The organism is Rouxiella sp. T17, assembly GCF_036663475.1.
GTDB lineage: Bacteria > Pseudomonadota > Gammaproteobacteria > Enterobacterales > Enterobacteriaceae > Rouxiella.
On record NZ_JAWUEA010000010.1, the window covers coordinates 138,208 to 152,757 of the forward strand.

Genomic DNA, 14,550 nt, shown 5'->3' on the forward strand with positions numbered 1-14,550 from the left:
CAAATTTCTTGGCAGCGATTCAATGATAATTAACGATGCTGTTTGAAAATCCAGTCGCGAATGGGCGCGATGGTGTAGGCGATTCGCCAAGTGTTACGGTGCCCGCTTGCGCCCTGCGTTGATTCACCTGCCGGAATAACCGTGCCTTTCTTGAATGTGACATAATTTATCGGGCTGTTTTTAGCCTCGATTTCATCGAACGCCTGCTTGAATTCTGCCTCTGACCATCTTCCGTCCCACGTTGCACGACTGATGGTTGCGCCATTTTTTTCGAGTACGGCGGTGATGGCATTCTGTCCCGGAAAAGCCTTGTCATCATCTTGCGACACCAGTATCCACAGCTTTTGCTTTGCCAACGGAACGGTCAGCGCGGGGTCCCATTGTCCTGCCACTAAAAACGAAGCGGCAAAAAAGCGCGGGTATTTAATATCCATCGCAATCGACGTCATGCAGCCGCCCGATTGTCCGGTGGTGTATAAGCGTTTTGGATCGATAGAATATTGGCTGCTTAATGACTTAATCAGATTGATGGTGGTATCCATCAACACTGAGGTATGGGAATCATCATCGGCAATGATTTCAGGATATTGGGGCGCCAACACAAAACTCGGATGCCTGGCCTGATCTTCCTTGCTGGCCCATGAAACCGCGCCTAAACCCTGTAGCAGCGTGGTGCGGGTGACATCACTCGTGGCACCGGCATCGTGCATAAAGAGCACCAGCGGATAGCTTTTTCCGGCCTGATAATTTTTGGGCACGAACAGGTTATAGTGCAGCACTTTACCGGTTTTCGGATCGTCAAAGGTCAGCTGTTTAAAATCATCGACAATCAGATTTTCAACCTGCGTCGTGGCGATGTTGCCACTATTTTTAGGGATAGATTTACCCGCAGCGGTAGTCAGATTGCCCGTTTGCACGACGTCGGCCACCGGCGTTTTATAGGCCGTGTCGTAAAATGGCACGTCACCGGCTTTACCGGGTCCGCCGTTGCCCATAGGAGAAGAAGATTGCCCCGCTTTGGGCTGAACTTTTTCGGCTAACGCCGCATTACTGTCTTGCGGTGAAAGGGTGATAATGACAAATCGGCCTTGCGATGCGCGGTCTGCCGGATTGGTCGAGTGACTGGTAAAGACCTCTCGCACTGACCTGCCCGCTACGTCAAAGCTTTGCGCCGACAGTTTTGCCGAGTCGATGTCAGCATTATATTCGACGGCCACGGCGATAAATTTTACCCCATCACCAAACACTTCAGTGATGGCGGTGGCGCTCTGCGGTGTAACATTGCCTTTAGCTGAGACAGAGGTTTCTTTGGCAAAAACAGGCACGCCGACGGCCGTTAATGCTCCGCCGCATGCGCCCATAATGAGTAAGTTTCTGCGTGAGACCATCATTTAACTCCTTCTATTACTTATTCTTTATACTGTTGAGTGTGCCAATAATGGCTCGGGTTACAGCCTCGGCGGTCCCTTTGGCGTAGGGCGAGTTTCTGGCTTCATAGGTAAAACGATCGTAGCTTTGGGCATCAGGCATATATTTGGCCGCGCCATCAACCATCGTGTTGACCATGGTATGAGGATAGGGCGATTGCGCACGAATGTTAGCGCCAGCGACGGCGGCCAACTCGGCCTGCAGGCCAACAATCACGGTATCACCTAAAAATGTGAGCACGACGGGAACGGCAACCTTGGCACCTGACTCATAGTTGAAGTGAGTAACCGGCCCGACAGGTTTATTCTCCGGCAAGAAATTTTGCGAGGTGACGTCAACGCTGATGCGTAGCACCTTGAGTTTTTCGGGGGAGGCTGTAGAAATCTTGCGCGTCGTGTCAATAACGTCATTGCCAAGCCGTTCGCCCAGCAAGTCTAGAAGATTAAAACCTGCTTCATGAATATCTAGTCGAGCGACGCTGCCATCCTGATTGACTACGTGACGATTGGCCTGCAGATAAGGCGATTGATCGCCCGCAGCACCGACCAAAAATAGCGCCACGGCATCGTGGCCAAAATAGGCTTCGACGTGACGTGACGCCGCACCGGCCAAGTCTGAAGAGAGTCGTTGAGTGCCATCTTTGAGGGTTGAGCCATCCAACACCGATGACTGCACTGCATAATTCATCAGCACGGCGATGGGTTTCTCATCCGCGCCATTAATCCGCAATACGCCTAATTCCGTATCGGTAAAGCCTGCATCATTTGAGCCGAGCCACCAGCCATGCGGCGTTTCAACATCGCGATTGATGGCAACCCGGCTTACGCCTTCACCATAACCTACACTCGCTGGCCTCATGTTTTTAAAGGCATTTTCTGTGGCTGAACGCAGCGCATTCTCGTAAGCTTGCAGTACGGCGTGGTTGTGCTCGAGATTGGACCCCGCAGGCAGGTGATCGGCAGGAAACACGTGCGGCGTCGAGAAACTGTGGCTGGCGCAAATAAGGATATTGTTAGCCGAAATCCCGCTGATTTTAGTGATAATTGCCTTCATGGCGACAACGGTTTCGTCGGAGATAGAGGTCAAATCGATGACGGCGATAGCGATTTTTTCACTGCGGTTATCGAGTAATAAAACTCTGACGGCAAGCGGATCATGCTGCGCTGCAAACTGATCCAATGGAAACAGCGACGTGGCAAAGACTATTTCCTGCCGAGATGCGCCTGCCAATAGCGAACTGCCATTTTTTGTGGCGCTTAGTGCTAATAAAGGATGAAGGAATGCCGCCGCGCCGACGCCCATACCGGTCATTATAAATTTTCTGCGTGATGGCATACGGCTTCTCGATTCATATCATAAAAAATGTACACATCGCCTAGTGGCAGTGTGAGTTTGTACCGCATGTAATTTTTGGTACTATCGCAGTACCCTATTTTAAATGGGGAGAGCTGTCAAATTGAAAGCGGGGAGATAAGGTGGAAGAGAAATCCGATAAAACGGAACTGGCACGAGGAAGGCCGCGAGGATTAACAGTTGAGGCGAGGCGGCAACAGATTATAGCCGCCGCTTTTGAGGCATTCGTTGAGTTAGGTTTTGCTAAAACCACCACGGCCATTGTCGCGGCCAAGGCTAAAGTGTCGAAACGCACCATTTATGAGGTTTTCGCCGACAAGATAACCCTGTTTGCCGCCGTGGTCGCGGAGTGTCAACCGCTGATCCTTGATCTGCCGCGTCCTGAGGGCGAAAGTCTTGAACCCCTCGACTCTTTAGTGGCAATTTTTAGACTGAATATCAGCGACGATGAGGAACGCGTTCGCGAAGCGGTATTAAATCTCATTGCAAGAGAGTCAGTACAATTTCCGGAGCTTTCGGATTATCTGTATGAAAATAAGATTATTCGTTCACGTGAAGCCCTGATTGACTGGCTACACTCGACGCCCGCATTCGGCGAGCTTTCAACTGATGACGCCAAAACCTATGCCGGCATGCTGATGGACATTGTTTTTGGGGCGTTATTGCCGCGCAGGCGGCTAAAAGGCACGAGTCATCGTCAGCCACGAAATGAAAGTATCAAGCAAAGACTCGCCATATTTCTGCGGGGCGTACTGTGATATTGGGTTCCCGCCGTTTATCTCCTGCATGCCGTTTACCTCCGGCATACAGTTTATTAGAGGTATGTTCGCAGGGAATCATTATGTTTTCGGGCAGCCCGTGACCTGCGGATAATTGCGACAGACGAGATTGAGTTTGTATTTCGGTTCGAAACCTTTATCCAGCATGCATTGTTGAACATGCGCGGCTTTACGCAGCGTCGGCACATAAGGTGTCGAGCCCAAAGGTTGCGGATAACCACATTGATACATCACCGCCAATGCTTGCTTATCGTTTTCGACTTCATGTGAATAATGCAGCGAGGCGCCCGCTTTACGCCAACTAATTAACGAAAACATGCTTACGCCGGAATTCGGCTTGATGGGATGAAACCCTCTGTCCGCGACAAAAGGCAGCGCGTCGAGCTGATTCTGACTCAATGGATGCCCCTGCTCTTGGGTAATGCAGGCTGGCGTATCTTGGTAAACGCTGCAAATCTTGAAACCGTTTTTACGGCTAAAGCCCATATTCTCCATGCACTGATAATAAAGAACTGTCTCATTATCCGTTTTGGGGATCTCGGCGCCAGGCAGTTTTACGCCGCATTTACCCATCGCGACGCGCACGCCGTCAATATCCGTATTAGGTCGCTGCCACTGGGTTGTATCCGGTGGCGGGGGACATCCTGTCAGCAGGAATATCGAGGTTATTAACAGTGGTAACGTCACCAGAGTCGATTTTCGACACTTGGGAATGCTGGTAAGTTTCCTGTATATCCGCATGGTTCTCTTCCTTGAATTGCGTCTGAACTTGTCATCATAAATTTAGACAAAAATGATTAATGAATCCTATTCATAAAGGCTATATCTTTTCGCTGGATTATCCAATGAATTAATCCCGTTATCATGATAGTCATTATAAATATATAGAAGACTTTTCATGAATGAATTAGCGGTGAGTTCCACAAGTAATAAAGTTAAAACCTCCGGGCTCGCTTTTGTTTTTATTCTCAGCGCGTTAATGGCGTTTACCTCACTCTCTACTGACATTTATCTGCCTGCCATGCCGATGATGACTAAAGATTTGCACGGCGATGTCGAGTTGACCATTACCGGCTTTTTAATCGGTTTTTGTATCGCCCAACTAATTTGGGGGCCTATTAGCGATCACTACGGGCGTAGAAAACCACTCTTTATCGGCATGGGATTATTCATTATTGGTTCGATAGGCTGTGCGCTTTCAAACGATATTACGCACATTGTCTTCTGGCGAGTCTTTCAGGCATTAGGGGCCTGTACGGGACCGATGCTGGGAAGGGCGATGATCCGCGACCTGTTCAGCCGTAATCGTGCGGCGCAGATGCTTTCAACGTTGATGCTGGTGATGGCGATTGCCCCGATTGCCGGCCCGCTGCTGGGCGGTCAGATGATTCAATTCACCACTTGGCACGCCATTTTCTGGTTACTGGCGGTTATCGGTATTTTAATGCTGATTTCGCTGTATTGGTTACCAGAGACGCTAGCGGAAGAGAAGCGCGTCAAAGCCTCTTTGCCGAGCGCCTTTCATAATTACTTTATGCTGTTGAAAAACATCCATTACATGCGATTTACCCTTTGCCTGACTGCCTATTATGTCGCGGCCTATGCGTTTATCACCGGCTCACCTTTCGTTTACATCACCTATTTCAAGGTTGAACCTCAGCACTATGGCTGGCTTTTTGCGGTGAACATTGTCGGACTCATGGGCATGAGTCTGCTCAACCGACGTTTGGTTAATCGTTATCCGCTTGAACAGCTTCTTAAATATGCTGTTTCCGTTGCGGCTATTGCCGCGCTGGTATTGGCTTTCGCAGTGAAAATGCACGTCGGTGGTATGGCGCTGATTATCGTTTCGATTTTCATTTTCTTTTCAATGAACGGCGTGATTGCTGCAACTTCCGCCGCCGCCGCACTGGATGCCGTGCCAAATGTAGCCGGTTCGGCTTCAGCTCTGATGGGCGCATTGCAGTACGGCAGCGGGATCATATCTTCATTACTGTTAGCGCTAATGAGTGACGGCACGCCGTGGACCATGGCATGGATTATCGCCGTCTTTGCCGTCGTCAGCGCATTGATTGCCTTAACGGCAAAAACGCCGGCTGCGGCCAATTAAGTCCCACGGATGTTTTCGTTGTTAAATTCATAGAAAGGTGACAGATGAACTCTATTCATACATTGAAAGTCATTTGGAAACTGACAGTCATTCAAAAAATGAAAGTCATTCAAAAATTGACCTTGGCGAGCCTGCTCATGTTCGCTGGGGTCGCCGTTTCTTATGCCGCACCTGTGAAACAAGGAGATTCAGCAATGAATCAGCAACAATCAAACGCACAAATACTGTCCGCACGTCAGCAGGCAATTCCCCTCATCGCTTCGTTTATGGCGACCAGTAATATGGAAAAGCTCAACGCCTCGCTGAATCAGGGGCTGGATGCTGGCCTGTCTATCAGCGAAACCAAGGAAATCCTCGTTCAGCTCTATGCCTACACGGGCTTTCCGCGCAGTTTGAATGCCTTGAACGAGTTGATGAAAGTGGTTGAGGCGCGAAAGGCGCGTGGCATTGATGATGCGCCCGGGAAAGATCCTGTTGGCAAAATTCCGGTGGGGGAGGAGTTACGTCAGGTGGGCACCGCCAATCAGACTAAAATTTCCGGTGCGCCAGTACAAGGACCGCTGATGGACTTTGCCCCCGTTATCAATCAGTTTCTGCAAACTCATTTATTTGGCGACATTTTCGAGCGCGATAATCTGGACTGGCAGAGCCGCTAGCTGGCGACTGTCGGAGCACTTGCCGCGACGCCGGGCGTGGAGTCGCAACTGCTTTCACACATGCGCGCCAGCCTGCGAGTTGGCCTAACCGTCAGCCAGCTGCATCAGCTGGTGCAAATATTGAAAGATAAAGGCGAAGTTGGTGCGGCAACGCGCGCTGAAAATGCGCTCAAGCTGGCCACGGAAAAATCGTCGTAACCTAATAGCGTAAAATAAAATTGGCGGGTTAAACGCTATTCATTACTGATTAAATTAACGGTTCGCTTTCGCGGACCGTTTTTTATCTGACAAATAAAAGACAACGTGAAAGATCAATTTTATAAATATTTTGGATTAACTTCAGAACAACACTAAAAATTTTCAATCGCTATGAAAGAAGACTGTGATGATAACAAGGCAGGGTGGATTAAAAAAATTTGATTAAAAACAATATTAGGATGTTCGCGATCAAAAAAGGCCCCCCGAAGGAAGCCTTTTTTAAAATCTCACGTACTGGCACTGATGGCAAGTAACGCTCACACAGTTAGAGATCCTGTCTCTGGAGCGGATTATCATGCTGATTGAAGCCACCGTCAAGTATAAACTTCCTTGGCTTGAAAATGCATATGGATATATAGTGGCTGGAAATTAAAGGATTAATGATGACTATAGCCGCTATATTAAATTCTATTTCACAACCTCGGTTTGCTACATATCAATCATCGGTATTTAAGGGAGTTACTGAGGAAGAGTGTCTTGGGGTTTATCTTTGGAATAAACAGCTTGCTGGTGCATTTCTGCCTGCATTGCAAATTATTGAAGTTTCGTTGAGAAATGCAATTTGGACAGCGAAAATAAAATACGAGGAAAATGTCATTGAGGAGACAAGTGAGTTTCACGACTGGCCAAAATTAAAGGATCAAATAGATTCTCAGTGGTTCGTTACTGTAATGACACAAAGCAATAATTGTAATTCGTACAACGCTATCGAAAATGCCAAACGGCAAATAAAAAAAGAAGAAAAACTAAACACGACAGAAAATCTCATTGCCAAGCTGACTTTTGGCTATTGGGTTTCCATGGTCGATAAAAAATATGAATACGATCGTGCTTCGTATCTAAGCCTATGGCCACATCTATTACCTAAAGTTTTCCCTTATGCGCTAGACAAGAAAAATGGTAATCCTCTCTCGCTCAATCGAATTGGTGCTGACTTGCGTGATATCAATACGTTACGTAATCGGTTATCCCACCATGAACCGCTTTGGCATTCTAAAAAAACCTACAGTGTAGAGCAGGCCATCAATAAAGTTGCTCGCGACTATTATAAATGTCTTGAAGTTATAAGATGGATTAATCCTTCAAATCTCAAGCTATTGAGTATTATAGAAAACACACAAAAAATGAACGAGTTATGTAATCCCCACGCGCTCTGGAAAAATAAACAATTACCTGCCGGATTGTCAAACCTTCACTCAAATCAAAGCGAAGGCTGGTTGAGTAGTGCTTTACTTGAAACTCGTCATAAAGGAGGAATTATTTCCCTTGATACAGTTAAAGGATTCGCAATGATCCTTAGCAAAATCGATGGAAAAAAATTTATAGCGCAGGCTAAGAACTTCGCTGGTGGCCTGCAGATTTATAACCTAGGTGATATTGTGACTTTCGAGCCTGAAAATAAAAATAGCGGTCGTCATCCTGTAGCTTCATCAGTAAAGCCAATATAAGTTGAAAATTTCCGTATCATCCAAAGATAAGTTAATTGTTTTTAACCTGTAAACTTAGTACGTTGCTCGTTATACTCAATCCGATAAATCGTAGGATCACCATTTAAATGGATTTTAAAATGAACATAAAATCGGCGGCATCAGCGATTTCAATTGCTGTGCTATTAAACGCATGTGTGTCTGATGGAAGCGTAGATAAAAACGCGAGACACGTAGCAACCTAACGAACAGGCGGCTCTGCTCCTGAAATCAGCCACTGAAACGTATTGGGATGGTTACAACGGAAAACCCTAGGGATTATTCACAATAATGGGTATCTGTGGAAGGGCCCGTAGCGGCAATGTCCGTTACGGGCACGAGGCCATTTAGTTTCTGCTCAACGTTCTCAACTATCTTAGTAAATCAATTCCATTGATTGAACGCAAAGCCAAAAAAGGACGTTTTCAGCTCTTCCAGTAGTGATCGGACTACCTTGAGCTGAGAGCAAGTTTAGCCGCAAAGCATAGAAACAATCCGCCCGTCACTCTGTCCATTACTCTCACAACACTACTTTTCTTCAATATGGCGGATGCGTAATGCGTGGATAAAATAAGTATGACTGACCAGATTGTGCCTATCGCGACATGGATGCTGACAAGTATAAACGTCCATATTAAAGGAGAGTGCCCGGCAGGTATGAATTGAGGCAAGAAAGAGACATAGAAAATACCTATTTTGGGATTAAGTACATTTCCAAGCATTCCTCTAATAAACCAATGCCCATTTGAAGATGGGTTATCGTCGCCGTGACTGAAAGAGGATCTCGGACGCATCAGCAGTTGCAAGCCCAGCCAGCATAAGTAGGCCGCACCACAGATTTTAAGTAATGTATAAGCCAGTTCTGAAACCGCCATTAGCGCGCCTAGGCCAAGCGCGACAAGTCCTCCCCATATGAAACAGCCGGTATCAATCCCAAGAGCAGCCTGAAAAGCCTTTTTACCCCCTTCGGCACAGGCGGTTCTAAGAATAAGGGCAGTATCAAGACCATGCGTCATCGTCAGCAAGAGTGCGGCTAGGGAGAAAGCGAGAAGTGAATCGGTGACAGACATTTTCTTTATCCGAAAGAGCGAATTTTATCCACTTAGTACAATTTAAACAATTGCTTGCCGAATTTTTATTAAAAAATTTCGACTTATTTGTCAGAAATAATGAGGCTCATGTGGATAAAAGCGGGCTACTGCATACACCGATGTTTTAGGTGTATCGCCCACTTTTCGACTAAAACTGACCTGCATATTCGTAATCGGCTGCTGTGTGCCAGAAGCAATCACTGACCCACTCACGATGGCTCGCCGAGATCATCCTTTGAAGAGTGAGTACGTTTATTTACGATTTGGGCGTGTTGCGAAGAAGACCACCGCTGCTCCGAGAGCGACGACGAGCGTATCTTCAATCAAGCCACTTTTGGTCTGCCCCATTCCTGTCATGGCTTTTTTACGTGCCGCAAGCGTGACATAGGCAAGTGGCACAGCGGCAGAGATAGCGATCGCTGCCCCCGTTTTTTCTTCTCCGCTTGGTGCCAGCGCGGCGCCCGCAATCCCTGCACTGGCCACACGTGCCGACAAGCCCAAAAGCACGGTGCGATCTGGCGCTGACTTCATCTTATCGCCAAACAGCTCACCTACACCCATCGCTAGCGCGCCGTATTTAAATAGCGGGCGGTTCAACAGCAGCAGACTGCCCGATGTGTTGCGCCGGGAAAGACGTGCTGCGGCGAGGGTAGCCATTGGCGTCATTGAACGGCAGCTGGCGACAAGGCCAATTAAAGCGGAATAAACAAATCCAGTTATTTTCATTAGTGATCTCCCGGATAAACCGAAGTTTATTATTTTTTAAACTTTAGTGGGGTGTAAGCTAGGAAAACTCTGTTTATTAACGCATTTACACGGTCACGTAATTTAGACGCTTTTCGTTTGAACGCTGAGTTGCATCCTGCAATGCCATAAGGATTTGGCAGCCCATGCACAACTTACTTTGTTAGCAAAAAGAAAATGCTGATTAAGGCGCGACCTCCTATGCACATGACAACTGCAATAGTGAGTATAGATGAACTGCTTGAGACAGCAGAAATGACGAAAGTGAGAGGTTCAATAATGCGAGCCGCACTTAATGGCCGAGCCAAACCTCAGCGATAGTCATGCGGGAGTAGGGCAGTCAACACGAGCGGCTGCGTGTTTATTACATTTATTGGCACTAGTGTTCGTCAGGAAGAACTCAAAGCCAAAAGCGGACTGTCGTGCCTTAGGTCACTATAAATCTTTGTTCAGATAGAGCGTTGTTACTTCTTCTTGTCACTATTATTTATTACATTCTTCCTGTTTTTAACGCGTTAACCCAGTCAGGACGATTGTTAGTTAAGGCAACTTTCGCGGCCTCTTCCCAGTTATAAGCTACTTTTTGGAACACTACGGACCATTTATCGTCGTATTTTTCCAAAATCGCATAGCGGGCATGCGGTGAACCGCTTTCCATTTTATGATAATAGGGCTCATCGTCATCATAGGCCTGTAAACCCACACTACCGGGATTTACGATAAGGCATCCTGAGTCCAGCTCAAGGCTTCGGGGAATATGAGTGTGTCCACAGAGAATAAGAGACGCGGTTTGATGTTTCACATACTGGCTAACTCTGGTGACAGAGGATGCCTTGACGCCAGAATCGGTGACTTCTTCAAGTAAATACACTTTGTCATCACCAGGGATCCCATGAACCATGAGGATCTCATCATAAAGCGTTAACTCAGCAGGCATATTTCGCAGCCAATCCCAGTGCTGCTGTGTAAGATGCCTGTACGCATGGCTATCCGACAGTCCCATTTTTTCAGGTGGCATTTCAAGCAGCTGTCGTTCGTGATTACCTTTTATCGTGGGAAAATTTAGCGGCAAAAGTCTCTCTGCCGTTTCCGCCGGGCAAAGACCCCCTGAAAAAATATCGCCAAGATTGACAACAAAATCCACTCTCTGGTTTTCGATATCATGAAGCACGGCGTCGAGAGCGAAAATATTTCCGTGAATATCCGATATGACTGCAAACTTCATCGTTAAGCACCTGTCTTTTGAAAGCTGAGTTTACCTATTACATTTTTAATTCGTGTAGTAAGTCAATATTAAAGATGCTCGTAATAGGTCTGCTCATCATTAATGTAGAACGGTATTCCATTGATTGAACTGAAAGCCAAAAGCGGACGTTACATACCTCACGGTATATTCAGCCATGCCGTATAAGCTTCAATGCGATGAAACAAATATCGACGCTTGCTGCACAGGCGGAACGGCGAAGTTACGCTGCAGGCGTTTTATCTCCTCAGCCGGCGGCAGGCCAAACAGGCGTTTGAACTCGCGATTAAATTGCGATGGGCTTTCATAGCCAACGGCGTAACTCGCGGCGGCGGCAGTGATCTGCTGACGTACCATCAGCATCCGCGCCTGGTGCAGGCGTACCGATTTCACATATTGCATCGGTGGCATTTGGGTTATCGCTTTGAAATGGTGATGAAACGTCGGCACGCTCATTCCGGCTTCCATCGCCAGTTGTGTCAGCGTTAACGGCTCCGCGTAAGTGGCATGGATGCGCTGTATCGCTTTGCCGATTTTGCCAAACTGCCCCTGCAAGGCCAGCGCGGCACGCATTGCGTTGCCCTGTGAGCCCGTCAATACGCGGAAATAGAGCTCACGCACCCGTGCAGGACCGAGGATAGCCGCCTCAAGCGGACTGTTCAGGATCTCAAGCAAGCGCAGCACGGCTACTTTTACCATGTCATCCATCGGGCTCGACATCATGCTTTGCGGTACGTCGGGAGGATGCGGGGCGCCATGCTGTTCAATCTGCAACATCAGTTCAGCAGCAAGCTGAAAATCCAGATGCATATAAATCGCCAGCAACGGATGTTCTGCCGACGCGTCGGTTTCCATCACAAACGGCACCGGCACCGAAACCGCCAGATAATGTTGTTCATCATATAAATAGGTCTGTTGACCGAAATAGCCGCGTTTGCTGCCCTGACAGACTATCACGATCCCCGGATCGTAAAGCACAGGCGTTCTGGCAAGCGGGCGATCAGAACGCAAAATTCGCACATCAGGCAAGGCAGTAAGGTTGTATCCCTCCTGCACTGCAAGTGCTTTCATCAGGGCAATCATTTCAGACATCATAACACCTCATAAAATCAGGCAAGAAAAAGAGAAGATAAGGCCTAAAAATGCGGCAGAACAAAGAATACCATGCAACCTTCACTGTTTATGGGAGTTCTTTTTATGGCATCTGAAAAAAGATTTTAATCACCGGCGTCAGCAGTGGCTTTGGTCGTGCGCTGGCGCGGGAAGCTCTCGCCGTAGGCCATCAAGTCATCGGTACCGTGCGCAACAGCGAAGCACAGCAGGCTTTCGAGGCGCTCGATGCGCAGCGGGCTTATGGCCTCCTGCTTGATGTCACGGACGTTGAGCGTATTGATGAGACGGTTAGTAAGATTGAGTCCACCGTCGGTCCGGTTGATGTACTGGTGAACAATGCCGGTTACGGCCATGAAGGCATTTTGGAAGAATCCTCGCTCGCAGAGATGCGCCGCCAGTTTGACGTCAATGTGTTTGGCGCAGTGGCGATGATCAAAGCCGTGCTACCGGGCATGCGCCAGCGCCGTCGCGGACACATTATCAATATCACCTCGATGGGCAGTTTCATTACCATGCCCGGCATCAGCTATTACTGCGGCAGCAAATTTGCACTGGAAGGGATATCAGAGACGTTAAGTAAAGAGCTTGCCCCGTTCGGCATACACGTGACCGCAGTGGCACCCGGCTCGTTTCGAACGGACTGGGCAGGGCGCTCAATGGTACGCAGTGCCCGTAGTATCCCGGACTATGACGTTTTATTCGACCCCATTCGCCGGGCTCGTGAGGAAAAAAGCGGTAAGCAACTTGGCGATCCTGTAAAGGCTGCCCACGCCATGCTGGCAGTGATTGAGAGCCAGACCCCACCAACGCATTTATTGTTAGGCAGTGATGCATTAAGTTTAGTGCGGCAAAAGCTTGCGGCATTAGGAGAGGAAATAGAACAATGGGAAAAACTAACCCGTTCAACGGATGGCTGATCAGTTTCTGATACAAAGAGTAGACTGGATATTCGATTATGGCCGGTCTTACAAACGGCCATTTCACTCGAGCATGATTCTGATTCCTCTTGCCGCTCAGATCTTCCCGGCTTGCGGCGAAGTCATTTTCCGCTTTTCGCTTATAGTTACCCTTGCCTACTTCTCTGATTTTGTGATTTGGCACGCGGTGAAATTACTGACGGCTCGAATTAGGACCGTCATTTTTCTTTCATCATTACCTGCGGAAGGAAACACTCAATTGCGAGGTACATTTACTCCTTCGATAACGACTTGCTGTACATGGTATTTTTCGTCCATAACGACATAATCTGCCCACGCGTTAACCTCAAGACGACCACGATCCTCGAGGCCAAGAAAGTCGGCGGGATATCGTGATAAACGTAGTGACGCCTCTTCCAACGGTAGACCCAGCTCAATGAAATTACGTAATGCCTGATCCATTGTTAGTGTGCTGGCCGCCAAGGTACCGTTTTCAAGGCGCGCAGCTGATTTACCTGCGCATTTATAAATCCTGTATTCGCCCTGCTGATATTCACCATCGGGCATGCCGACAGCTGAACATGAATCTGTCACCCCATAAAGTTTGGGAATAGCCCGCCGTGCTGCAAGGATAGCTCCGCGATGAACATGTTCTAAATCAGGTATTATTTCAGCATAGTCAGCATGTGCCAGCGCAGCAGTTAGAACGCCGGGTTGGCGATGATCATTTCCACTCATGGCATTATACAAGTGAGCAAATCCGCTGGCACCCATCAGCATGGCTTTTACACTCTGTTGATAGCTTGCAAGCGTATGCCCTTGTTGCACCCGAATGTTTCGCTCGGTCAGATAGGGGATTAAGGCCAGATTTTCCTCAAATTCCGCCGCGAGGGTAATGAGTTTTACGTCAGCTAGCTTAAGAAGCTGATCCAACTCCTGCTTGATGGCTTTTCTGGCGAAAGGTGGCTGCGCCCCCAGTTTATCCGGGTTGATAAATGGGCCTTCGAGATGCACGCCGAGCACGCGAGATTCGCCGGCATCGCGTTTGTTTTGCATATGTAGGCTGATGTCTTCAAGCGCTGAAGTCAGTGCTTCAGTGCTCGCTGTCATGGTAGTGGCCAATAGGCTGGTAGTGCCATGTTGCGCATGGATCTGGCTCATCCTGCTCACGGCATTACCACCTTGCATAATGTCCTTCCCGCCTCCGCCGTGAACATGCAAATCAATAAACCCAGGGATAATAAAACCCTGACTCCTGCCTCTGGCTGGGGAAATATTTGCAATCCTGCCAGACTCATCGACTTTAATCGTTCCCTTGCGCCAACCAGATGCAGTCAAAATCTCCCACATGTCACTCTCCTCAGAAGTAAAATATGGGTGAAATTTAATAGC

General features: G+C 48.0%; 12 protein-coding genes and 1 pseudogene. 5 read left to right on the forward strand and 8 right to left on the reverse strand.

The annotated features are described in order from the left end of the window. Positions 1–29 precede the first annotated feature (29 nt). Positions 30–1,388, reverse strand: coding sequence for a peptidase (locus SC206_RS03095; RefSeq protein ID WP_332734113.1), 1,359 nt, complete (start codon positions 1,386–1,388; stop codon positions 30–32). Positions 1,389–1,404: 16 nt separating this feature from the next. Continuing rightward, positions 1,405–2,739, reverse strand: coding sequence for a neutral/alkaline non-lysosomal ceramidase N-terminal domain-containing protein (locus SC206_RS03100; RefSeq protein WP_332734077.1), 1,335 nt, complete (start codon positions 2,737–2,739; stop codon positions 1,405–1,407). A gap of 164 nt (positions 2,740–2,903) precedes the next feature. On the opposite strand from SC206_RS03100, the gene SC206_RS03105 reads away from it, so the two are divergent. Beyond that, the gene (locus SC206_RS03105) at positions 2,904–3,539 is read left to right on the forward strand and encodes a TetR/AcrR family transcriptional regulator (RefSeq protein WP_332734078.1); all 636 of its coding nucleotides are present in this window, start codon (positions 2,904–2,906) and stop codon (positions 3,537–3,539) included. 81 nt (positions 3,540–3,620) lie between these two features. Here SC206_RS03105 and SC206_RS03110 read toward each other — a convergent pair whose 3' ends face one another. After that, positions 3,621–4,301, reverse strand: coding sequence for a hypothetical protein (locus tag SC206_RS03110; protein WP_332734079.1), 681 nt, complete (start codon positions 4,299–4,301; stop codon positions 3,621–3,623). Between the two features lie 157 nt (positions 4,302–4,458). Here SC206_RS03110 and SC206_RS03115 point away from each other — a divergent pair, with 157 nt between their 5' ends. The 3 genes and pseudogenes from SC206_RS03115 to SC206_RS03125 all read left to right on the forward strand — a co-directional run bounded on the left by SC206_RS03115 (position 4,459) and on the right by SC206_RS03125 (position 8,032). Continuing rightward, positions 4,459–5,670 (forward strand): multidrug effflux MFS transporter, encoded by a 1,212-nt coding sequence (locus SC206_RS03115; protein ID WP_332734080.1) that lies wholly within the window; start codon positions 4,459–4,461, stop codon positions 5,668–5,670. 98 nt (positions 5,671–5,768) lie between these two features. Continuing rightward, a pseudogene (locus SC206_RS03120) lies at positions 5,769–6,524 on the forward strand (carboxymuconolactone decarboxylase family protein). Positions 6,525–6,964: 440 nt separating this feature from the next. Next, entirely contained in the window at positions 6,965–8,032 is a 1,068-nt protein-coding gene (locus SC206_RS03125; RefSeq protein WP_332734081.1) for an Abi family protein, read from the forward strand. 467 nt (positions 8,033–8,499) lie between these two features. Here SC206_RS03125 and SC206_RS03130 read toward each other — a convergent pair whose 3' ends face one another. The 4 genes from SC206_RS03130 to SC206_RS03145 all read right to left on the reverse strand — a co-directional run bounded on the left by SC206_RS03130 (position 8,500) and on the right by SC206_RS03145 (position 12,220). Beyond that, positions 8,500–9,120, reverse strand: coding sequence for a LysE family translocator (locus SC206_RS03130; RefSeq protein ID WP_332734082.1), 621 nt, complete (start codon positions 9,118–9,120; stop codon positions 8,500–8,502). A gap of 273 nt (positions 9,121–9,393) precedes the next feature. Then, positions 9,394–9,867, reverse strand: a complete 474-nt coding sequence (locus SC206_RS03135) for a hypothetical protein (RefSeq protein WP_332734083.1) — start codon at positions 9,865–9,867, stop codon at positions 9,394–9,396. A gap of 508 nt (positions 9,868–10,375) precedes the next feature. Next, on the reverse strand, positions 10,376–11,110 hold the full coding sequence (locus SC206_RS03140; protein ID WP_332734084.1) for a metallophosphoesterase family protein: 735 nt from the start codon (positions 11,108–11,110) through the stop codon (positions 10,376–10,378). Positions 11,111–11,299: 189 nt separating this feature from the next. Beyond that, positions 11,300–12,220 carry an AraC family transcriptional regulator gene (locus SC206_RS03145; protein WP_332734115.1) on the reverse strand — a complete coding sequence of 307 codons (921 nt, stop codon included), beginning with the start codon at positions 12,218–12,220 and terminating at the stop codon, positions 11,300–11,302. A gap of 122 nt (positions 12,221–12,342) precedes the next feature. On the opposite strand from SC206_RS03145, the gene SC206_RS03150 reads away from it, so the two are divergent. Then, positions 12,343–13,158 carry an oxidoreductase gene (locus SC206_RS03150; RefSeq protein ID WP_332734117.1) on the forward strand — a complete coding sequence of 272 codons (816 nt, stop codon included), beginning with the start codon at positions 12,343–12,345 and terminating at the stop codon, positions 13,156–13,158. Positions 13,159–13,413: 255 nt separating this feature from the next. On the opposite strand, the gene nagA is transcribed toward SC206_RS03150, so the two are convergent. Beyond that, entirely contained in the window at positions 13,414–14,508 is a 1,095-nt protein-coding gene (gene nagA / locus SC206_RS03155) for an N-acetylglucosamine-6-phosphate deacetylase (protein WP_332734085.1), read from the reverse strand. Positions 14,509–14,550: the final 42 nt, after the last annotated feature.

Excerpts from the sequence above, each read along its gene's own strand:
- SC206_RS03095 (WP_332734113.1), bottom strand. The coding sequence starts at position 1,388 with ATGGTCTCACGCAGAAACTTACTCATTATGGGCGCATGCGGCGGAGCA.
- SC206_RS03100 (WP_332734077.1), bottom strand. The coding sequence starts at position 2,739 with ATGACCGGTATGGGCGTCGGCGCGGCGGCATTCCTTCATCCTTTATTA.
- SC206_RS03110 (WP_332734079.1), bottom strand. The coding sequence starts at position 4,301 with ATGCGGATATACAGGAAACTTACCAGCATTCCCAAGTGTCGAAAATCG.
- SC206_RS03115 (WP_332734080.1), top strand. The coding sequence starts at position 4,459 with ATGAATGAATTAGCGGTGAGTTCCACAAGTAATAAAGTTAAAACCTCC.
- SC206_RS03125 (WP_332734081.1), top strand. The coding sequence starts at position 6,965 with ATGATGACTATAGCCGCTATATTAAATTCTATTTCACAACCTCGGTTT.
- SC206_RS03130 (WP_332734082.1), bottom strand. The coding sequence starts at position 9,120 with ATGTCTGTCACCGATTCACTTCTCGCTTTCTCCCTAGCCGCACTCTTG.
- SC206_RS03135 (WP_332734083.1), bottom strand. The coding sequence starts at position 9,867 with ATGAAAATAACTGGATTTGTTTATTCCGCTTTAATTGGCCTTGTCGCC.
- SC206_RS03140 (WP_332734084.1), bottom strand. The coding sequence starts at position 11,110 with ATGAAGTTTGCAGTCATATCGGATATTCACGGAAATATTTTCGCTCTC.
- SC206_RS03145 (WP_332734115.1), bottom strand. The coding sequence starts at position 12,220 with ATGTCTGAAATGATTGCCCTGATGAAAGCACTTGCAGTGCAGGAGGGA.
- nagA (WP_332734085.1), bottom strand. The coding sequence starts at position 14,508 with ATGTGGGAGATTTTGACTGCATCTGGTTGGCGCAAGGGAACGATTAAA.